Origin of the sequence: Variovorax sp. efr-133-TYG-130 (assembly GCF_030208835.1) — a bacterium.
GTDB lineage: Bacteria > Pseudomonadota > Gammaproteobacteria > Burkholderiales > Burkholderiaceae_C > Variovorax.
Genome location: NZ_JARVTD010000035.1, coordinates 49,014 through 71,582 on the forward strand (window position 1 = coordinate 49,014; position 22,569 = coordinate 71,582).

At 70.0% G+C, this 22,569-nt stretch carries 4 protein-coding genes; all 4 read left to right on the top strand.

What is annotated here, in order from left to right; all coding sequences use genetic code 11:
- Positions 1–14: 14 nt before the first annotated feature.
- Positions 15–5,312, top strand: a complete 5,298-nt coding sequence (locus QRN67_RS28450) for a non-ribosomal peptide synthetase (RefSeq protein ID WP_285414598.1) — start codon at positions 15–17, stop codon at positions 5,310–5,312.
- Positions 5,312–12,403 carry an SDR family NAD(P)-dependent oxidoreductase gene (locus QRN67_RS33235; protein ID WP_350226954.1) on the top strand — a complete coding sequence of 2,364 codons (7,092 nt, stop codon included), beginning with the start codon at positions 5,312–5,314 and terminating at the stop codon, positions 12,401–12,403. The genes QRN67_RS28450 and QRN67_RS33235 overlap by 1 nt, the downstream gene beginning before the upstream one ends.
- A gap of 14 nt (positions 12,404–12,417) precedes the next feature.
- Complete coding sequence (locus QRN67_RS28465; protein ID WP_285414594.1) at positions 12,418–15,504, top strand: non-ribosomal peptide synthetase; 3,087 nt, start codon at positions 12,418–12,420, stop codon at positions 15,502–15,504.
- The coding region (locus tag QRN67_RS28470) for a non-ribosomal peptide synthetase (protein ID WP_285414595.1) at positions 15,501–22,569 on the top strand (7,069 nt) is incomplete at its 3' end. The genes QRN67_RS28465 and QRN67_RS28470, both read left to right, overlap by 4 nt.

Genomic DNA, 22,569 nt, shown 5'->3' on the forward strand with positions numbered 1-22,569 from the left:
CCGATGTGAATCCGATGCACCCCGTGGATTTCGTGAGCCACCTGCGCGACCTGGCTGCACGGCGGCCCGACGACACCGCGCTCATCGCCGTGACCGACCGCGACGGCGCCGCCCTGGACACGCCCATCTCCTATCGCCGGCTCGACACGCGCGTGCGCGGCCTCGCGGCGTATCTGCAACAGAACTTCGGCCGCGGCGAACGCGCGCTGATCATGCTGGACAACGGCGACGACTACGTCGTGAGCTTCTTCGCCTGCCTCTATGCCGGTCTCATCGCCGTGCCCGTGTTTCCGCCGGAATCCACGCGCAAGCGGCATCTCGGCAAGCTCGAAGGCATTGCGGCCGACGCCGGCGCCTGCTGCGTGCTGACCCACGCCACCATCCAAGCGGCGATCGCCGGCGTGGGCGGAGCCTTCGTCGACGTGCCGCTGATCCCCGTGGACGGAATCGGTGCCGAAGACGCCGAGCGCTGGACGCCGCACACCCCCTCTGCCACCGACATCGCCTTCCTGCAATACACCTCCGGCTCCACCTCGGCGCCCAAGGGCGTCATGGTCACGCATGCCAACCTCATGGCAAACATGCGTGCGATCGAAGAGGGGCTCTCGGTCGGACCCGACGACATCTTCGCGACCTGGCTGCCGCTGAACCACGACATGGGGCTGATCGGCGGCCTGCTGCAGCCGCTGCATCGCGGCATTCCCGTCGCGCTGATGTCGCCACGCTATTTCCTGGAGCGGCCCGTGCGCTGGCTCGAAGCCATCTCGCGCCATCGCGCGACCATCAGCGGCGGCCCCGACTTCGCCTATCGCCTGTGCCTCGACCGCGTGTCCGAAGCGCAGTTGCAGAAGCTCGACCTGTCGAGCTGGGGCCTGGCGTTTTCCGGTGCCGAGCCCGTGCGCGCCGACACGCTGCGCGAGTTCAGGAAGCAGTTCGCACCCGCGGGTTTTGCCGCCGGCGCGGTGTACCCCTGCTATGGCCTGGCCGAGTCCACGCTGTTCGTGACGGGCGGCGAGCGCGGCGCCGGCATGGTGGCGCGCGACTTCTCCAGCAGCGGCTTGGCCCGCGGCATCGTCGAAACCGGCACCGAAGAAAGTGCCACCCTCGTCGGCTGCGGCCGCACCGTCACGGGCCATGCCGTGCGCATCGTCGATCCTGTCACGCTGGCGGTGCGCGATGCGGGCCATGTCGGCGAAATCTGGGCCAGCGGCCCCAGCATCGGCAGCGGCTACTGGAACAAGCCGCAGGTGTCGCGGGAGACCTTCGTCGCGCACGACGGCGCGATCTGGCTGCGCACCGGCGACCTCGGCTTCCTGCACGACGCCCAGCTATACGTCGCGGGGCGCATCAAGGACATGATCATCGTGCGCGGGCACAACCTGTACCCGCAGGACATCGAGCGCATGATCGAACTCGAGGTCGACATCGTGCGCAAGGGCCGTGTGGCGGCCTTCTCCGTCGACGGCCCCGATGGGGAAGGCATCGGGCTGGCCGCCGAGGTATCGCGCAGCACGCAGAAGCTGGTGAAGCCCGAAGCGCTGGTCGAGACGCTCAGCGCCGCGGTGAGCGAGCAGTTCGGCGAGCCGCTGTCCGTCGTCATGCTGCTGAACCCTAGCGGCATGCCCAAGACCACGAGCGGCAAGCTGCAGCGCGGTGCCTGCCGCCAGGGCTGGATCGACCGCACGGCCGATGCCTATGCGATGTATGCGCACGGTGCGTTCGTTCTCGGCGGTTCCGCCGCGGCGCCCGCACCCGCCATCGAGCGGCCGCTCGACGACGTGGAGCAGGCCGTCGCCGCGATCTGGAGCGAAGTGCTGCGCCGCGACGCACAGACCGCGCTGCCGCGCGACACGCACTTCTTCATCCACGGCGGCAACTCGCTCGCCGCGACGCAGGTGGCGGCCCGCATCGCCGATCGATGGGAGATCGAGTTTCCGGTGCGCGCGCTGTTCGAGCAGCCGCGCCTCGGCGCGTTGGCCGCGCAAGTGCGACGCGTGCTCGCCACCGGACCGCGCAAGCCGCGCAGCGTGATCCCCGTGATGCCGGCCGAGCATCGTGCGAAGCCGCTCGCGCTGTCGCACGCGCAGGAGCGCCAGTGGTTCCTGTGGCAGCTCGACCCGAAAAGCACCGCCTACCACGTGAGCGTGGCGCTGGATCTGTCCGGCGTCCTGGACGCCGATGCGCTGGACGCAGCGCTCGGCGACCTGGTCGATCGCCACGAGAGCCTGCGCACCGTGTTTCGCGCGGCGGCGGACGGCACGGTTGCCCAGGTCATTGCGCCGGCGCTGCGGCTCGCGCTGCGGCGTATCGACCTCGGCGCATGGCCCGCCGAAGCGCGGGAGGCCGCTGCCGCCGAGCATGCCAGCCAGTGCCACGCCGAGCCCTTCGACCTCGGCGAAGGCCCGCTGCTGCGCGCGGCGCTGATCCGCATCGACGAAGCCCGGCACCTGCTGGTCGTCGTCATGCATCACATCGTGTCCGATGGCGCTTCGATGCAGGTGCTGGTCGAGGAACTCGGCGCCGCCTATGCCGCCCGTGCGAAAGGCGCGGCACCGCTGTTCAAGCCGCTGCCCGTCCAGTATGCCGACTACGCCCTCTGGCAGCGCGACTGGCTCGCCGCCGGCGAGGCTGAGCGCCAGCTCGCGTATTGGCGCGAACAGCTGGGCGCCGACCATCCCGTGCTGGCTCTGCCCACGGACCATCCCCGGCATGCGGTCGCAGCCTACCGCGCGGCCGGCCATGCCTTCGAGTTCGACGCCGCGCTCACCCGGCGCCTGCGCGCCACCGCGCAGGCGCACGGCGCGACATTCTTCATGGCGCTGCTTGCCGGCTTCCAGGCGCTGCTGCACCGCTACACGGGCCAGCAGGATGTGCGTGTCGGCGTGCCTGTCGCCAACCGCCAGCGGCCGGAAACCGCCGGGCTGATCGGCTTCTTCGTCAATACGCAGGTGCTTCGCAGCACGTTGCAGGGCCGCATGAGCCTTGCGCAACTGCTGGCGCAGACACGGGAAGCCGCGCTCGGCGCGCAGGCGCACCAGGACCTGCCGTTCGAACAGATCGTCGAGGCCCTGCAGCCGCAGCGCAGCCTGAGCCACAGCCCTCTGTTCCAGGTGATGTTCAACCACCTGCGCGAAGACACGGGCATTCTGCGCTTGCTGCCCGGCCTGGAGGCGCGCGAGCACCGCATCGCCGACAGCGCCGCGCAGTTCGAACTCATGCTCGACATCCGCGAACATGCCGACGGAAGCACCGGTGCGGTGCTCACCTATGCGGCCGAACTGTTCGAGCCAACCACCATCGCGCGCATGGCCACGCACTACCGCGCGCTGCTGGAAGCGCTGGCGGCCGATCCCGCGCAGGCGCTGGGCGACGTGCAGTGGCTCGATGCCACCGAGCGGCATCGGCTGCGCGAATGGTCGGCCGGCGAGCCGCAGGCGCCGCACGCGCAGCCCGTGCACCGCCTGTTCGAGGCGCAGGCGCGAGCCACGCCCGGGGCCGTTGCCCTGATCGACGGCGACACCCAACTCAGCTACGCGGTTCTGAACGCGCGAGCCAACCGACTCGCGCACCGGCTGGTCCGCCAGGGGGTGGTGCCCGACCGCACTGTCGCGGTGGCCATCCAAGCACCGGCCGATCGCGTGGCTGGCCTCCTCGGCGTGCTGAAGGCCGGAGGCACCTACCTGCCGCTGGACCCTTCGCATCCTCCGCAAAGGCTTGCGCAGTTGCTGGAAGACAGCGGCGCGCGCGTGCTGCTCACCGACAGCGCCAACGCCGATGTGCTCGATGCGGGCGGCATCGCCAGGGTGGTGCTCAGTGAGGCGCTGGCCCAAGGCGCCGAGCCGGCCGCCGATCCAGACATTGCGCTGCACGACGCCCACCTCGCCTACGTCGTCTACACCTCCGGCACCACGGGGCGACCCAAGGGCGTGGCCGTGGCACACGGCGCGCTGTCGATGCACGTCCAGGCAATGGCGCGGGCCTGCGGCATGCGCGCGGAAGACCGGTCGCTTCAGTTCGCGCTGCCGCATGTCGACGCATCCATCGAGCAATGCCTGCTGCCACTGGTTGCGGGTGCGGCGCTCGTGGTGCAGCCGCAGTGGTGTTCTATTGCCGGTCAACTCGACGCCCTGCTGCAGCGCCACCGCGTGAGCGTGGTCGACCTCCCGCCGGCCTATGCACGCCAACTGATGCAGGGCCAGGCACCGTTCGCGCATGCCGTGCGCGTTGCGCTCTTCGGCGGCGAGGCCTGGACCGGCGAAGACATCGCGCTGATCCGGCGCGTGCTGCGCCCGGGGCAGATCGTCAACGCCTACGGCCCGACCGAAGCCGTCATCACGCCCACCGCCTGGCACGGCACGGCGGATGACGCGGAGCAGGCGCCGCAGGGCTACGTGCCCATCGGCCGTCCCGTGGGCCGTCGCACCGCGCATGTGCTCGACGCGAACCTGCAGCCGCTTCCCCAGGGCGTTCCCGGCGAGCTGTACCTCGGCGGCAAAGGGCTGGCGCGCGGCTACCTCGGCCGCGCGGCCCTCACGGCCGAACGCTTCGTCGCCGATCCCTTCGATGCAGCAGGTGGCAGGCTCTACCGCACCGGCGACCTCGTGCGCTGGCGCGGCGACGGCCAGCTCGAATACCTGGGCCGTCTCGACCACCAGGTGAAGGTACGGGGCTTTCGCATCGAGCTTGCCGAAATCGAAGCGCGCCTGCGCGAGCACGCGGCGGTTCGCGAAGCATTGGTGCTCGTGCACGACGGCGCAGCCGGCGCCTCGCTGGTGGCCTATGTATCGCCCGCACCCGCCGCGCAGATCGACACAGCGGCGTTGCGGGAGCAACTGGGCCGCGTCCTGCCCGACTACATGGTGCCCTCGGCCTTCGTGGCGCTCGACAGCTTTCCGCTCACCGCGGGCGGCAAGGTCGACCGCCGCGCGCTGCCGGCACCCGCCTTGCCCGACCGCCAGGACTACGAGGCACCGCAAGGCGACGTCGCCCAGGCGCTGGCCTCGATCTGGACCGAACTGCTCAAGGTCGAGAAGGTGGGCATGCACGACAACTTCTTCGATCTCGGCGGCAACTCGCTGCTGCTGATCCGCATGCACCGGCTGATGGAAGACCGGCTCAGTCCGGGCCTGACCGTGGTCGATCTCTTCAAGTTTCCCACCGTCGGCGCGCTGGCGCGCCGCATCGAGCAGGGACGCGGCGCGGCGCAGGCCGCCCGCAATGACGACGGCGACGGCGACAGCGAGCAGGCGCGCGCCCAGCGCCAGCGCGCCGCCCTGCTGCAGCGCCGCCGTCCCACCGAAAGAAGCTTCTGATGCAAGACCAAGACACAGCGCCGTCCGGACTCACGGGCATCGAGATCGCCATCGTCGGCATGGCCGGGCGATTTCCGGGCGCGCCCGATGTCGACACCTTCTGGCGCAACATCCGCGACGGCGTCGAATCGGTCACCGTTTTCAGCGACGAGCAACTGCGCGCGCGCGGCGTGCCCGAGCGCACGCTGGCCGACCCCGACTATGTGAAGGCCGGCGTGCTGTTCGAAGGGTTCGATCAGTTCGACGCCGGCTTCTTCGGCTATTCCCCGCGCGAGGCCGAGCACCTCGATCCGCAGCAGCGCATCTTCCTCGAATGCGCCTGGGAGGCGCTGGAACATGCGGGCTGGCAGGCCAGGAAGAACCCCGCGTCGGTCGGCGTCTACGCGGGCGACGGACCCAACCTCTACCTGATGCGGCACCTGCTGCCCGCCTTCGGCGTCGACGCCGGCACGGGCATCGCCGACATGCTGGGCCTGATGAGCGGCAACTCCGCCGGCTCGCTGTGCACGCGCGTGGCCTACAAGCTCGACCTGCGCGGCCCTGCCGTCAGCGTGCAGACCGAATGCTCGACGTCGCTGGTGGCGGTGCACATGGCCTGCCAGGCCCTGCTGAGCCACGACTGCGACATGGCGCTGGCCGGCGGCGTGTGGCTCAATTTGCTGCAAGAGGGCGGCTACCGCTACCAGAGCGGCGCCATCCTCTCGCCCGACGGCCACTGCCGCGCCTTCGACGCCAAGGCGGCGGGCACCGTCATCGGCAGCGGCGCGGGCATCGTCGTGCTCAAGCGGCTGCAGGAGGCGCTGCGCGACGGCGACACCATCCACGCCGTCATCAAGGGCAGCGCCGCCAACAACGACGGTGCGGACAAGATCGGCTTCACCGCGCCCAGCGTGCAGGGGCAAGCCGGCGTGATCCGCGCGGCGCAGATGATGGCCGACGTGCCCGCGCACACCATCGGCTATGTGGAAGCGCACGGCACCGGCACCACGCTCGGCGACCCGATCGAGATGGCCGCGCTGACGCAGGCCTTTGCGAGCGGCGGGGCGGCGGCTGGAGGCCGGTGCGCCATCGGCTCGGTCAAGACCAACATCGGCCACCTCGATGCGGCCGCCGGCGTGGCCGGGCTCATCAAGGCGACGATGGCGCTGCGGCACAGGACGCTGCCGCCCAGCCTGCATTTCGAGCAACCCAATCCGCAGATCGACTTTGAGAACAGCCCGTTCTATGTGAACACCGAGGCCCGGCCGTGGCCCAAGGGCGATGCGCCGCGCCGCGCGGGCGTCAGCGCCTTCGGCATCGGCGGCACCAACGTGCACGTCGTGCTCGAAGAGGCGCCAGAGGCGCCGGCCGTCTCAGCGTTGCCGCAAGGGCAGGGCGGCTGGCAGGTGCTGCCGCTGTCGGCCATGAGCGCCACCGCCGTGCGGCAGGCCGCGCAGCGGCTCGGCGCGCACCTCGCGGAACAGCCCCATGCCGCGTTGGCCGACGCCGCATACACGCTGCAGACTGGCCGCAGGCCCTTCGCCCATCGCTGCGCCGTGGTCGCCGACGAGTCGCAGGCCGCCGCGCGCATGCTCGCTTCGGGAGAAGGTGTCATCACGGCTTCCGCCCCGGTACCCGAGCAGCCGCCTGAAGTGGCCTTCCTGTTCCCCGGCGGCGGCACGCAGCACGCCAACATGGGCCTCGCGCTCTATCGCGACGATGCGCCGTTCCGCGAGGACATCGACCGCTGCTGCGAACTGCTGCGCCCCGAGCTCGGTCTCGACCTGCGCGAACTGCTGTTTACCGCGCCGGAAGCGGAGGCCGGGGTCGACGCGCGCCTGTTCGACATCGGCTTCGCGCAGCCTGCTTTATTCGTCGTCGAATATGCAATGGCGCATTGGTGGATGCGGCGCGGCGTGCGCCCCACCGTGATGCTCGGCCACAGCCTCGGCGAATACGTGGCGGCCTGCCTGGCGGGCGTGTTCCGGCTGGAAGACGCGCTGCGCCTCGCCGCCGTGCGCGGTCGCCTGCTGCAATCCATGCCTCCCGGCGCAATGACGGCTGTGCCGCTGTCGCAGGCAGAACTCGCGCCTTTCCTGACCCACGGCTGCGACCTGGGAGCCGACAACGGCGAGCAGCTGTGCGTGATCTCCGGTCCGCTCGACGCCATCGAGGCCACCGAAGAGAAGCTGCGCGCACAGGGCCACCTGCCGCGGCGGCTGCACGTGTCCATCGCCTCGCATTCCTCGATGACGCAGCCGCTGCTCGCGCAGCTGGAGCAGCTCATCGCTTCGGTGCCGCGGCAGGCGCCGAAGATTCCGTTCATCTCCAACGTCACCGGCCGGCTCATCACGGCCGAGCAGGCGGTCAGCCCGGCCTACTGGGCGCGACACCTGCGCGGCACGGTGCAGTTCACCGCCGGACTGCGCACGCTCTTCGAGGTGCCGGGGCGGGTGGTGCTCGAAGTCGGCCCCGGCGAAACGCTCGCCGGCCTGGCGCGCCAGCACCCGATGGCCGCCTCGGCCGCCTCCGTGCAGGCCAGCCAGGCACATCCGCAGCAACGCACGCGCAACGCGCAGCAGATCGCCCATGCGCTCGCCAGCTTGTGGCTTGCGGGCGTGGACATCGACTGGGCCGCCTGCCATGCGGGACAGGCGCGGCGCCGCGTGCCGCTGCCGGCCTATCCATTCCAGCGCCGCCGCTACTGGGTCGACGCGCCCGATGCCACGTCGGCGAAGTCCGCACGCAAGGCACCTTCGGATGCGTTCTACGTCCCTTCGTGGAAGCGGATCGAGCCGCTGCTGTCCGCCGCGCCCGGGAACACGGCCGATGCAGGCTGCGTGCTCGTGTTCGGCGATGGCCGCAGCCTCACCGGCCATCTCGCCCGGCATCTGCGTTCACTGGGCCATGCGGTGGTCGTCGCCCAGCGCGGCCCGGCCTTCGCGCGTACCGGCCGCGATGACTGGGCCCTGCGCGCCGGCGAGCGCGACGACCATGCGCAGCTGCTGCGCGAGGTCGAAGCCGACTTCGGCGCCGTCACGGCCATCCACCATCTGTGGTGCCTCGACGAAGTGCCGGCCTCGCAGCCGCAGCCCGAGCTGCTGGAGCGCAGCTTCTTCAGCCTGCTGGCGCTCGTGCAGGCGCTCGACACGCGCACCTCGGCGGCCTTGGCCGGCAAGCTGCCGATCACCGTCGTCGCCAACCAGATCGAAGATGTCACCGGCACCGAGCCGCTGTGTCCCGAGAAGGCCACGCTGCCGGGGATGGCCAAGGTGATCGGGCAGGAATGCCCGCGCATCCATTGCCGCGTGATCGACGTCATGCTGCCCGCGCCCGAGAGCGATGCCGAAACCTTGCTGGTCGAGCAGATCGCCGCGGAATCCGCCGCGCTGCGGGCCGAGCCCGGCGAGCCGCTGCTGGCCTATCGCGGTGCGCACCGCTGGGCGAAGGTCTACGAGCCCGCGCCGCTTCCAGCCACCGCGCAGCGCCTGCGCAAGCAGGGCGTGTACCTGATCACCGGCGGCCTCGGCGGCGTCGGCCTCGCCATTGCGAAGCATCTGGCACAGCACTGGCAGGCCAAGCTGGTGCTGCTCGGCCGCACCGCGATGCCGGAGCGCGCGGCATGGGCCTCGCTGGCCGAGGACGAAGCGCAGCCCGCCGCGCTGAAGAACAGGCTGCGCCAGTTGCTCGAACTCGAATCGTTGGGCGCAGAAGTGCTGACCGTCGCGGCCGACGTGTCCGACGCCGCCCAATTGCACGCCGCACTCGAACGGGCGGACGCGCGCTTCGGCGGGCTGCACGGCATCGTCCACGCGGCAGGCGACGCGGGCGGCGGCATGATGGCGCAGCGCACGCGCGCCCAGGTCGACACCGTCTTCGCGACCAAGGTGCGCGGCACCCGCGTGCTGCTGGACGCGGTGCGCGGCCGGCCGCTCGACTTCGTGCAGTTCTGCTCTTCCATCTCCAGCGTGGCCGGCGGGCTGGGCATGAGCGACTACGCCGCGGCCAATGCGTACCTCGACGCCGTGACCATCGCCCATGCGCGCGTCGGCAAGTTCCCGGTCTTCTCGGTCAACTGGGACGCCTGGCGCGGCCTGGGCATGGCCGAGCACATGGAGGTGCCCGACGGCATCGGCATGGACGGGCTGGAAGGCGCGCGCACCTTCGAGCGCATCGTCAACGGCCCGCTGCGGCCGCAGACCGTGATCTCGACCACCGACCTCGCCCAGCGCCTCGGCCCGCTGGACAACGGCATGCTCGACATGCTCGCGGCCGAGGACGCGCAGCCCGCGGCGAGCGGCGGTAGCCATCCGCGCCCCGCGCTGCAGACGCCCTTCGTCGCGCCCGAAGGCGAACTCGCCAATGCCCTGGCCGCGCTGTGGACCGAGCGCCTGGGCATCGCGCCCATCGGCATGGACGACAACCTGTTCGAGCTGGGCGGCGATTCGCTGGTGGCCATCCAGCTGCTGTCGCGCGTGCGCAAGGCCTACGCAGTCGAGCTGCATCCCAGCGAGTTCTTCAAGGCGCCGACCATCGCCGGACTGATCGCGCACATGCTGGCGAACGGCAAGGCGCCCCGGCCGACGCCGGCCGCCGCGATGGAGATCGCGCCCATTCCGCGCACGGGTGAGCTGCCGCTGTCGCCCATGCAGCGCCGTCTCTGGCTCGTCGACCGGCTCACCGACGACCGCAATGTGACGGGCCGCGCGGCCTACAACATGTCGGCCGGACTGGCTCTGCACGGCGAACTGAACGTCGATGTGCTGCGCGCGGCCATCGACGCCATCGTCGCGCGGCACGAGGTGCTGCGTACCGTGTTCGCCGAGGACGACGAGGGCGAACCGGTGTCGGTGATCGGTGCCGGCGCGCGCCTGGACATTCCGCTCGTCGATATCGACGAAGCCGACAAGGACGCGCGCGATCGCCGCTACGCGACCCTGTTCGACGAGCTCGTGCGCACGCCTTTTTCGTTGGCCGAGGGCCCGCTCATCAAGGCCACCATCGTGCGCATGGGCGAGCGCGAGCATGTGCTGGTGCTCGTGGTGCACCACATCGTCTTCGACGGCTGGTCGATCGCGGTGTTCGCGCGCGAGCTCGGCGAGTTCTACGAGCGGGCGCTGCGCGGGCAGCCGCTGGCGCTTGCGCCGCTGCCGGTGCAGTACGTGGACTACGCCGCGTGGTACGCCCGCACGCTCGCCTGCGAGACATTCGCGCCCAAGGCCGAGTTCTGGCGCACCTGCCTGCGCAACGCGCCGGAGGTCTCGACACTGCAGCCCGACCACCAGCGTCCGGGCACGGCCTCGCATGCGGGCGATTCGGTGGTGCTCGAACTTCCGCCGGCCTTGTCGCAGGCGCTGGCCGTGCTGGCGCGCGAATGCGACACCTCGCTGTTCACGCTGCTGCTGTCCTCCTTCTTCCTGTTCTTCCATCAGGCCTCGGGCGCGGACGACATCGTGATCGGTACCGACGTGGCTGGCCGCGGCCACCCGGACCTCGAACAGCTGCTCGGCTTCTTCGTCAACGTGGTGCCGCTGCGCTCGCGCCTCGACGACCGGCGGATGGACTTCCGGCAATGGCTTGCGCAAGCCAGGCAGCAGACGCTTGCCGCCATGGACCACCAGGACGTGCCCTTCGACCAGATCGTCGAGCTGTCGGGCGCACGGCGCGCGCGTGACCGCAACCCGCTGGTGCAGGTGCTCTTCGTCCTGCAGAACACGCCCGAGATCCGGTTCGCCATCGAAGGCGCCGAGGTCGAGGTGCTGCCCCAGCAGATGAACGAATCCAAGTTCGACCTGGCGGTGTTCGCCAGGGAACAGGCCGGCGCGCTCACCGTCGAGTGGGTGTACGCCACGGACCTGTACCGGCGGAAGACCGTCGAAGAGTTCACCGCTTCGTGGCATGCGCTGCTGGAGCGGATCGTCGCAACACCGGGCCAGGCTATCGAGGCACTGGCCCCCTCGCAAACGCAGGAGCGAATCAACATGAACACCGCGAAATCCACCGGCGCCGCCGGCAAGCTGGACAAGCTCGGCAAGTTGGACAAACTGGGCAAGGCAGGACCTGGCCGCGAAGCGACGCGCGCCGCGGCGCGCCCCGTCGTGCAGACCTCTTTCCTCCAGCCCGGCGCCGAATTCCCCATCGTGCTGCAGACCACCACCGACGACCTCGACACCGTGGCCTGGGCCAGGAGCCAGGCCGACTACATCGAGATGCTGGTTGCAAGGCACGGCGGCATCCTGTTTCGCAACTTCGGCCTGAAGACACCGCAGGACTTCGAGGCCTTTGCCGAGGCCATCGAACCGGAGCTGTACGGCAGCTACGGCGACCTGCCCAAGAAGGAGGGCGGCAAGAAAACCTACCGCTCCACGCCGTACCCGGAGCGGCAGATGATCCTGTTCCACAACGAAAGCTCGCACCTCGACCGCTGGCCGCGCAAGCAGTGGTTCTTCTGCGAGCTGCCCTCGCCGGTGGGCGGCGCCACGCCCATCGTCGATTGCCGCGAGATGCTGCGCCGCCTGCCCGCCGACATGGTGGCCGAGTTCGAACGCAGGGAACTGCTGTACGTGCGTACCTTCACGCCGGGCCTGGACGTGAGCTGGCGCGACTTCTACAAGACCGAGCGCCGCGAAGAGGTGGAGGCCCGCCTGGCCGCCGCCGGCATCGCCTGGCGCTGGCTCGACAACGACACGCTGCAGACACGCACGCGCTGCCCGGCGGTGATCCGCCATCCGCTGACGGGCGAAAAGGTTTTCTTCAACCAGATCCAGCTGCACCACGTGGCCTGCCTGGAGGCGCAGGTGCGCGAGGACCTGCTCGCCATGGGCGGCATCGACCGCCTGCCGCGCCACGTGATGTACGGCGACGGCTCGCCCATCGCCGACGAAACCATGGCCATCGTCGGGCGGGTGTACGAGGAATGCGCCGTGCGCTTCGACTGGCAGCAGGGCGACATCGTCATGCTCGACAACATGCTCGCGGCCCATGCGCGCGATCCGTACGAGGGGCCGCGCAAGATCGTCGTGGCGATGGGCGCGATGTTCGACCGTGCCGCGCTCGAAGGCGCGCCGCAGGTGGCCGCCGATGCGCGCCTGGCCGACGAGCAGGGGGCCTGAACGCAATGAACGCGATGACCGACAGTCTCGAACCCACGTTCCCCCTTTCTCCCGAACAGCGCGCGGTGCCCGCCGGCGCACAGCGCCTGCTCCTGCGAGCCTGCATCGAAGGCCCGCTGGACACGGGGCGCCTGCGCCTCGCCATGGAGCGTGTGCTGCGCGCGCACGGTGCGCTGTGCATGGCCATCCGCCCGGTGCCGGGCTACAGGGGCCTGCGGCAACAGTCTCTCGACGTGGTGCCGCCGCTGAAATGGCAGCTGGCCGACCTCAGCGAGGCGGACGAGGGCGCATTGGACGCCTGGATCGACGCATTCAACGCCGAGCCGCTCGCCACTGAGCGCGGTGAACTCGTCAGCGCCGCCCTTGTGCGCACGGGCGAGACTCGACACATGCTGGCCCTTTCGGTCAACCCGCTGGCGGCGGACAGGGAAAGCCTTCAGAACCTCTTCGGCCAGATCGCCACGGCCTGCTCGGGCGAAGGCGGCTTCGACCCGGCGGAGGTCTTCCAGTACGCGCGCTTCGTCGAATGGCGGCAGGACCTGCTCGAAGGCGACGATGCGGCGCAGGGGCGTGCCTACTGGCAGCGGTTCGTGGCCGACACCTCGGCCCTCCCGCCGCCGCGCCTGCATGAGCGTCTCCATGCTGCGCAGGGACAGGCCTCGCGCCATCGTGTTTCGATTGCTTTGGACGCAGCGCTCGCAGGCCGCGTGGCCGCGTGTGCCGATGCGCTCGGCGCAGAGCCGGAGACCCTGCTGCACGCGGCCTGGTGGCTGCTGCTTGCCAGGTTGAGCGGTACCGGCCGTTTCATCGGCGGCTGGCAGCACGACTGCCGGCGCGACTACGAACCCATGCAAGGCGCGGTCGGCGTGTTCGACAAGGTGCTGCCGGTGGTGGTCGAGGTGGCGCCGGGCGAGTCCTTCGCAGGCTGGACCGTCAGGTTCGACGCCGCGCTGGCGGCGCATGTCGATGCGCAGGAATACTGGTCGGTCGATGCACCGCCCCTCTCGACGCACACCGTCGTCGGCTTTGCCTCGCACGCGGTGACGCCGCCTCACGGCACCGATGCGCGGTGGCGCCTCATCGGGCTGCCCGGACCGATACCCTGTTTCGAACTCGCGCTGCAGGCCGCATGGCAGGCGGAAGGCTCGGTGCTGTCGCTGCACGCCGATGCCGCCCGCTACGGCCGGGCGGTCCTGGAACGCCTGTTGCTGCAGTTCGTCACGCTGCTCGATGCCGTTGCCGCGCAGCCCGATGCGCCGGTTGAGGCGCTGTCGCTGGTCGGGCCGAAAGAACGTGAGTTGTTGCTCGCGCAGGGCTGCGGCGAACGCATCGATGCGGGCATGCAGACCGTGGCCGACCGCATCGCGCATTGGGCGCAGGCCACGCCGGATGCCCCCGCGCTCGAAGCGGGCGGCCAGCGCCTGAGCTACCGCGAACTCGATGCCCGCATCGACCGGCTCGCACACTGGCTCACTGCACAGGGCGTGACGCCCGGTTCCATCGTCGCGCTCAACCTGCCGCGCTCGGTCGAACTGCCGGTGGCGATCTTCGCCGCCTGGCGCGCGGGTGCCGCCTACTTGCCGCTGGAGCCCGAATGGCCCGAGGCGCGCCGTGCAGCCGTGCTCGCGGACGCACAGCCGGCACTCGTGCTCGATGCCGCCATGCTGCCTGCCCTCGACGGCACGAAGGATGCGGCGCCTGCACATCGCATCGCCCTGAAGGACCTGGCGTACGTGCTCTACACCTCCGGTTCCACGGGCAAGCCCAAGGGCGTCGCCATCGAGCAAGGGCATCTGCTGAACTATGTGGCCGCCGCCTCGGCTGCGATGAAACTCGGCAACTGCCGCCGCTGGGCGCTCACCAGTTCGGTAGTCGCCGACCTGGGCAACACGGCGCTTTTCGCCGCCTTCTTCAACGGCGCCTGCCTGGTGGTGGCGGCCGAAGACGAGGTGAAGGACGCAGACGCCTTCGCCCGCTTCATGGCCGACAACGAAATCGACGCGATCAAGATCGTGCCTTCGCACCTGGAGGCGCTGCTCGAATGCGCATCGCCTTGCCTGCCGCGCACGCTGGTGCTGGGCGGAGAGGCCGCGCCGCGCGCGCTTGTCGAGCGCATCGCGCGGCTTGCGCCGCAGTGCGACGTGTACAACCACTACGGTCCGACCGAGACCACGGTCGGCGTGATGGTTCACGCGGTGCCCGCCGCCGGGCAGGTGCCCGAGCAGCTGCCGCTGACGCGGGTGCTCGCGAACAACCGCGTACACGTGCTCGACGGGGCGCTGGCCCTCGTGCCAGCTGGCGCGCTGGGCGAGGTCTACGTCGGTGGCGCGCAGTTGTGCCACGGCTACCTGAACCGTGCGGCGGGCGACGCCTTCGTGGCCGACCCCTTCAACCCGGGCCAGCGCCTGTATCGCACAGGCGACCTGGCGTATGTGCTGGCCGAAGGCGGCATCCGCCTCGCGGGGCGTGCGGACCACCAGGTGAAGATCCACGGCTTCCGCGTGGAGCCGGCCGAGGTCGAGGCGGTGCTGCTGGCGCAACCGGGCGTGCGCCAGGCAGTGGTGCTTGCGGTTCCGGATGCCACAGGTGCGACCACGTTGTCCGCCTTCTTCGTCGCCGATGCGGCGCTCGCGGATGGCCGCGCCTTGCGCGAACGGCTGGCCGCGCTGCTGCCCGCGCACATGGTGCCGGCGACCTTCATGGCCACGGAGGCCTTTGCCCGGCTGCCCAACGGAAAGATCGACCGGCTGGCGCTGTCTGCGATCGCGCCTGCCGCTCGCGCAGACAAGGCCCGCATCGAGCCGCGCGACGCGCTTGAAGCGGTACTCGCCGACGGCATGGCCTCGCTGCTGGGCAGCGGCCCCATCGGCGTGGAAGACGACTTCTTCGAACTCGGCGGGCACTCGCTGCAAGTCATCAAGCTGGTCGCGCGCATCCGCAAGCTGCTTCAGGTCGAGGTGGCGGCGGGGGTGGTGTTCGACCATCCGACGCCGGCGGCGCTGGCGGCCGCGCTGCGCGAAGGCAGCGAGGACGCCGCACAGCTCGAGCAGCGTGCGCAGGCCCACAGGCGGCCCGAAGAACACATGAGCGAGACCGCATGACCCATTCCCTGATTCATCCCACCATCGCCCGCACCGTGTCCGAGGGCGACGCCGTGGCCCTGTCCTATGCGCAGGAGCAGCTGTGCTTTCTGCAGAAGCTCGAACCGGGGCTCACGGCCTACAACCTGCCTCGCGTCTTTCGGCTGGCCGGCCGGCTCGATGCGGGCGCGCTGGAGCGTGCCTTCCAGGCACTGATCGCGCGCCATTCCGTCTTGCGAACCCGCTTCTTCGAACAGGACGGTGTGCCGAAGCAGAGCGTGCAGGCCAATGCGCCGTTCGCGGTGGAGCGCATCGACCTGTCGGGCCTGGACGTCGAAGCGCAGAAGGCACCGCTGGACGAGGCCGTGCGACGCACGGCCGGGCATGTGTTCGACCTGGGCGTGGCGCCCGCGATGGTCGCGTGCCTCGTGAAGCTGGGAGATGAACGGCATGTGCTTGCCGTCTGCTTGCACCACATCGTGTCCGACGCCTGGTCGAACCCGATCCTCGCGCGCGATCTGGCCGAGGCCTACCGCCTTGCCTTGCACAGCGCCGGCCCGGTCAGGCTGCCGCCGCTTGCCGTGCAGTACGCCGACTATGCGGTGTGGCAGCGCGCGAATGTAGAGGGCGGCGCGCTGGAGCGCCAGCTTGCGCACTGGAACCGGCATCTGGGTCCGGAGGTTCCGGTGCTCGACCTGCCGACCGACCGAGCGCGGCCCTCGCGCAAGAGCTTCGCTGGAACCGCGCTCGGCTTCGATGTGCCGCCAGCGCTCGCGCTCGCCGTGCAGAAGTTCTGCCGCGCCGAGAAATGCACGCCTTTCGTCGCCTTGTTCGCGGCATGGCAGGTGCTGCTTGCCCGTTCCAGCGGCCAGAACGACTTTACCGTCGGCGTGCCCAACGCCGGACGCCAGCACGAGGAAGTGAGCGAGCTGCTCGGCTTCTTCGTGACCACCCAGGTGTTCCGCGCGCGGCTGTCGCCGCGCCAGAGCCTGCGCGAGATCTGCCGGCAGGTGCGCGCCGACGCGCTGGCGGCGCTCGACAATGCCGAGCTGCCCTTCGAGGTGCTGCTCGCGAGCCGCACGGACCGGCGCGACCCGGCGCGCAGCCCGCTGTTCCAGGTGATGTTCGGCGTGCAGATGGCTGGCGAGACGGTGGCATTCGATCTCGAGGGCGTGCGCGCCGAAATCGAGGAGTTCGACGACGCGGGTGCCAAATTCGACCTGTCGCTCGACTTCTATGTCGACGCGCGGGGCGTTCGCGGCCGCCTCGAATACAACACCGACCTGTTCGAGGAAAGCACCGCGCGACGTCTGGTGGCGCGCTATCTGCGGGTGCTTGAAGCCCTCGCGACCGAGCCTGACAGCGTGCTCGCCAACCTCGTGCTGACCAGCGAGGGCGAGCAAGCGCAACTGATGCGTCAGAGCGAGAACCTGCCGCATCGCGCCTGCGCCGATCCCGTGCACCGCCTGATCGGCCAGCAGGCCAGGCGCACGCCGGAAGCGGTGGCGCTGGTGTTCGGGCATGTGTCGCTGAGCTACGCGCAGCTCGAAGCACGCGCGAACCGCCTGGCGCACCGCCTGATCGCGCTCGGCGTGCGGCCCGACACGAAAGTGGGCATTGCCACGGAACGCAGCGTGGAGATGGTGGTGGGGCTGCTGGCGATCCTGAAGGCCGGTGGCGCCTACGTGCCCATCGACCCCGAGTACCCGCAAGACCGCATCATCTACATGCTTGAGGACAGCGGCGTCTCGTTGCTGCTCACCCAGAGCCACATCGCGCGTGCGATCCCGGTGCGCGAGGACGTGCAGACGATCGAACTGGACTTGCTGGACCTGGAGACGGGTCCGAGCGTCGACCCCGACGTGCCCCTGCACGGCGAACACCTGGCCTATGTGATCTACACCTCCGGCTCCACCGGCCGGCCCAAGGGGGCGGCCAACCGCCACCGCTCGCTATACAACCGCCTGGCCTGGATGCAGGATGAGTATTCGCTCGATGAGACGGATACGGTGTTGCAGAAGACGCCCTTCAGCTTCGACGTGTCGGTGTGGGAGTTCTTCTGGCCGCTGATGCAGGGCGCACGTCTGGTGGTCGCGCAGCCGGGCGATCACCGCGAGCCGGGCAGGCTGGTCGAGCTCATCCGCCGCCACTGCGTCACCACCATCCACTTCGTGCCCTCGATGCTGCAGGCCTTCGTGGCCCATGAAGGCATCGAGGCCTGCACGAGCCTCAAGCGCATCGTGTGCAGCGGCGAGGCACTGCCCGCCGAGGCGCAGGCCAGGGTGTTCGAGCGCCTGCCGGGCGCGGGCCTGTACAACCTCTATGGCCCGACCGAAGCGGCCATCGACGTGACGCACTGGACCTGCCAGGCGGACGGGCGCAACCACGTGGCCATCGGACGTCCGATCGCGGGCACGAAGACCTACGTGCTGGACGCGGGCCTGAACCTCGTGCCGCAGGGCGTGGGTGGGGAGCTGTACCTGGGCGGTATCGGGCTGGCGCGCGGCTATCTGGACAAGAGCGCTCTCACGTCGGAGCGCTTCGTGGCCGATCCGTTCGGCGACACGGGCGAGCGGCTGTACCGCACCGGCGACCTGGTGCGCTGGCGCGAGGACGGCCAACTGGAGTACCTGGGGCGCATCGACCACCAGGTGAAGATCCGGGGCTTCCGCATCGAGCTGGGCGAGATCGAGGCGCAGTTGCTGGTGCAGCCCGAGGTGCGCGAGGCGGTGGTCATCGCCGACGACGGTCCCGGGGGCGCACGGCTGGTGGGGTATGTGTCGTTGAAGGCGAATCAGCCTCTGGAGCCGGCGCAGCTGAAGACGCGTCTGGCCACGGTGCTGCCCGACTACATGATCCCTTCGGCATTGGTGATGCTCGATGCACTGCCGCTGAACGCCAACGGCAAGATCGACCGCAAGGCGTTGCCTCGACCCGAGCGGCCGCTGAGCGGCTTGCACGAGGTACCCGCCGAGGGCGTCGAACAGGTTCTGGCCGGCATCTGGGCTGCGGTGCTCCGCGTGGCATCGGTCGGGCGGCACGACAACTTCTTCGAACTCGGCGGCGATTCCATCCTCAGCCTGCAGATCGTCTCCCGGCTTCGCGCGGCCGGATGGAAGCTGACGCCACGGCAGATGTTCGACCGGCAGACCATCGCCGAACTCGCGGAGGTGGCCGAGCCCGAGGATGCGGTGACAGCGCAGGCGGGAGTCGGGGGCACGGTCGAGGGCATGGTGCCGCTGCTGCCGTTCCAGGCCGAGTTCTTCGAGACCGGGATGCCAAGGCGCAATCACTGGAACCAGGCCCTGCTGCTGCACAGCCGCGAGCCACTGGACCTGCCCGCGCTCGAAAGCGCCCTGGTGGCTGTGATGGAACACCACGACGCCTTCAGGCTGCGCTTCGGCCAGGACGCCGACGGCGTATGGCGCCAGGCCTGCGAACCGCTGCCTGAAAACTGGCATCAGGGCCTGCTGTGGGTAAGCCAGTCCAAGGATGCGGCCGGGGTCGAGGCCCTGTGCGACGAGGCTCAGCGCAGCCTGGACCTGGAGCAGGGTCCGCTGCTGCGGCCGCTGGCGATCAAGCTGGCCGACGGCAGCTGGCGCCTGTTGCTCGCAATCCATCATCTCGTCATCGACGGCGTGTCGTGGCGCATCCTGCTGGAGGACCTGGGGCACGCCTATGCAAGGCTGCGCGCAGGCGAGCCTGTTGTGCTGCCCGCCAAGACCGGCAGCGTCAAGGATTGGGCGCTGGCACTGCAGGCCCATGCCGCCGCGCACGGTGACGAGGAACTCGCTTTCTGGCGCCCGCTGACCCGGGCATCCGCGGAGCTGCCCTGCGAGCATCCGGAAGGCGCGAACACGCAGGCCGAGCGCGTCAGCGTCGAACTGCGCCTCGACCGCGCCAGGACGCACGCGCTGCTCAAGAAGGTGCCGGCGGCCTACCGCACGCAGGTCAACGACGTGTTGCTCACGGCCCTTGGCCGGGCGCTGTGCGCCTGGAGCGGCCACGAGCGGCTGCTGGTCATGCTGGAAGGACACGGGCGCGAAGATCTGCTGCCCGCAGGCGTCGATCTCTCGCGCACCACCGGGTGGTTCACCAGCCTGTTCCCGGTGCTGCTCGACCCGTCGGGCTCACCGGTCGATGCGCTCAAGCGCATCAAGGAAAGCCTGCGAAACATTCCCGCCAAAGGGCTCGGCCATGGCGCGCTGAAGCACCTGGGCAGCGAAGCCCAGCGGCAGGTACTGCGCGCGCTGCCCAGTCCGCAACTCGTCTTCAACTACCTCGGACAAGTCGACAGCGGCTTCGACGCGCAAGCGCCCTGGCGGCTGGCCGACGAGAATCCGGGCGCGGCGATCCACGAAGCCGCGCCGCTGATGCATGAGTTCATCGTCAACGGGCAGGTGCTCGAGGGCGAGCTGAGCCTCACGGTGAGCTACAGCCATGCCCGCCACGAACGGCAGACGGTGCAGGCATGGGTGCGGCGCTTCGAGGAAGAACTCGATGCGCTGATCGCACATTGCGCCGCCGGCGCACGCGGCGTGACACCGTCGGACTTTCCGCTGGCCGGTCTCGGCCAGGCGGAGCTCGACGCCCTGCCGGTGCCGGTCGCCGCGCTGGAAGACCTCTACCCGCTGTCGCCCATGCAACAGGGCATGCTGTTCCATGGCCTGCTCGAGCCGCATGACGGCAGCTACGTCAACCAGCTGGCCGTGGATGTGGAGCACCTGGACCCGATGCGCCTGCGCGCCGCATGGGATGCAGCACTGCAGCGCAGCGCCATCCTGCGCAGCGGCTTCCTGGTGCACGGCGACACACCCCTGCAATGGGTCGCCGCGAGCGCCGCGATGCCCTGGATCGAGCAGGACCTGCGCGACAGCGCCGACCCCGGCGCCGCGGTGGAGGCGCTGGCCCGCGAACAGCAGGCACAAGGATTCGACCTGGACCGCCCGCCGCTGATGCGCATGCTGCTTGCGCGTATCGGCGAACGACGCCATCGGCTGATCTGGACGCACCACCATCTGCTGCTGGACGGCTGGAGTGCCGCGCAGTTGATGGCCGAAGTGCTGCGCCGCTACGACGGACAGCCGCCGGTGCCGACGCCCGGCCGCTACCGCGACTACATCGCCTGGATGGCGGCGCGCGACCCGCAGGCCGGCGAACGCTACTGGCGCACGGTCATGGGCACGCTGGAAGCGCCGACGCGGTTGTTCTCCGCGTTGCGCCCGCCAGTCCAGCCAGGCACGGGGAAAGCACGCCACCGCAGCGTGCTGGATGTTTCCGGGACGGCGCGCCTGCAGCAGGTCGCGCGGCGCGAGCGCGTGACCTTCAACACCCTCCTGCAGGCGGGCTGGGCGCTGCTGCTGGGGCGACACACGGGGCAGGACACGGTCGTGTTCGGCGCCACCGCCGCCACGCGGCCGGCCGAGTTGCGCGGTGCCGAGCAGATGCTGGGGCTGTTCATCAACACACTGCCGGTGGTCGTGCCGCTGCGGCCCGGGCAGCGAGTGGGCGAGTGGCTGCGCGCGCTGCAGGCCAGCCAGGTGGCGGCGCGCGAACACGAGCACACGCCGCTGCACGAGATCCAGGCCTGGGCCGGCGGCGCGGGTCAGGGACTGTTTGACAGCCTGCTCGTCTTCGAGAACTACCCGGTGGACCAGGTGTTGCGAGAGTCGGCACCGGGCGGCTTGGTGTTCTCGGCGGTGCGCACGCAGGCGGATACCTCCTATCCGTTGAGCTTGCTGATCCACCAGGGCAACACGCTGGAGCTGGACTGGCTCTATGCGCAGGAACTGTGCGACGAGGCCGTCATCGTGCGTCTGGCGGCCCAATTGCAAGCTCTGTTGCTCGCCCTGGCAGAAGACAGCGAGAAGCCGCTTGCGCAGCTGACGCTGGCCGATGCGCGGGAGCAGGCGCTTCTTGCGCGCTTCGAGCGAGGCGACTTCGCGGCGAGCGCGCCCGAGCCCGTGCACCGGCTGGTCGAGCGGCAGGCGCGGGCGACACCTGATGCGCCTGCACTGGTCGTCGGCGAACGCCAGCTCAGCCACGCTGAGCTCGACCGGCTCGCCAATCGTTGGGCCCATCGCCTGATCCGGCTCGGCGTGCGGCCCGAGGATCGCGTGGCGATCGCGGTCGACCGTTCCGTCGAGACCGTGGTGGGTCTGCTGGCGGTGCTGAAGGCCGGCGCAGCCTATGTGCCGCTGGACCCGGCCTTCCCGGCCGAACGCCTCGCCTACATGGTGGAGGACAGCGGCGTGGCCTGGGTGCTCACGCGCGATGTGCTCGCGCAAAGGATGCCGTCGCGGCCCGGCGTGCGCCTGCTGTCCTTCGACGCCGCCGATGTGAGCGACGAAGCTGAAGACGCCCCGATGGTGCCGATCCATGGCGACCATCTGGCGTATGTGCTTTACACCTCCGGGTCCACCGGCCGCCCCAAGGGCGTCGCGATGCGGCATGGTGCAGTCGCGCGACTGATCGCATGGCAGCTGGCGAGCGCGCCGGCCGCGCGCCGCACGCTGCTGTACGCATCGCCGTGCTTCGACGTCGCCTTCCAGGAGATGATCAGCGGCCTGGCGTCGGGCGGCTGCCTCGTGCAGAGCGCTGAAGCGCAACGGCTCGATCTGGTCGAACTCGAGACGCTGATGCGAGAGCAGGCGGTGGAGCGCGTGTTCCTGACCTTTTCCGTGCTGCAGCATCTGGCCGAGTCTTCGCTGGCCCAGGACACGCGGCTGCCGGCGCTGCGGGAAATCATCACGGCCGGCGAACAGCTCAAGCTCACGCCGGCCCTGATCGCGTGGCTGCAGCGCGAGCCGCAATGCCGGCTCCTCAACCAGTACGGCCCCACCGAGACCCATGTGGTCAGCGAGTTCGGCGTCGAACTCGCCGGTGGCGAAGGGCTGCCGCCCATCGGGCGGCCGGCCTCCAGCGCGCGCCTTCTGGTACTGGACAGCTGCCTGCGGAAAGCCACCGTGGGCGTTGCCGGCGAACTGTATGTCGGCGACGAAGTGCTTGCGCGCGGCTACCTGAACCGCGCGGGCCTGACGGCGCAGCGCTTCATCGCCGACCCGTTCGAAGAGGGTGGCGGCCGGC

Coding starts and splice junctions, on each gene's coding strand:
- QRN67_RS33235 (WP_350226954.1), top strand. CDS start 5,312: ATGCAAGACCAAGACACAGCGCCGTCCGGACTCACGGGCATCGAGATC.
- QRN67_RS28465 (WP_285414594.1), top strand. CDS start 12,418: ATGACCGACAGTCTCGAACCCACGTTCCCCCTTTCTCCCGAACAGCGC.
- QRN67_RS28450 (WP_285414598.1), top strand. CDS start 15: ATGCACCCCGTGGATTTCGTGAGCCACCTGCGCGACCTGGCTGCACGG.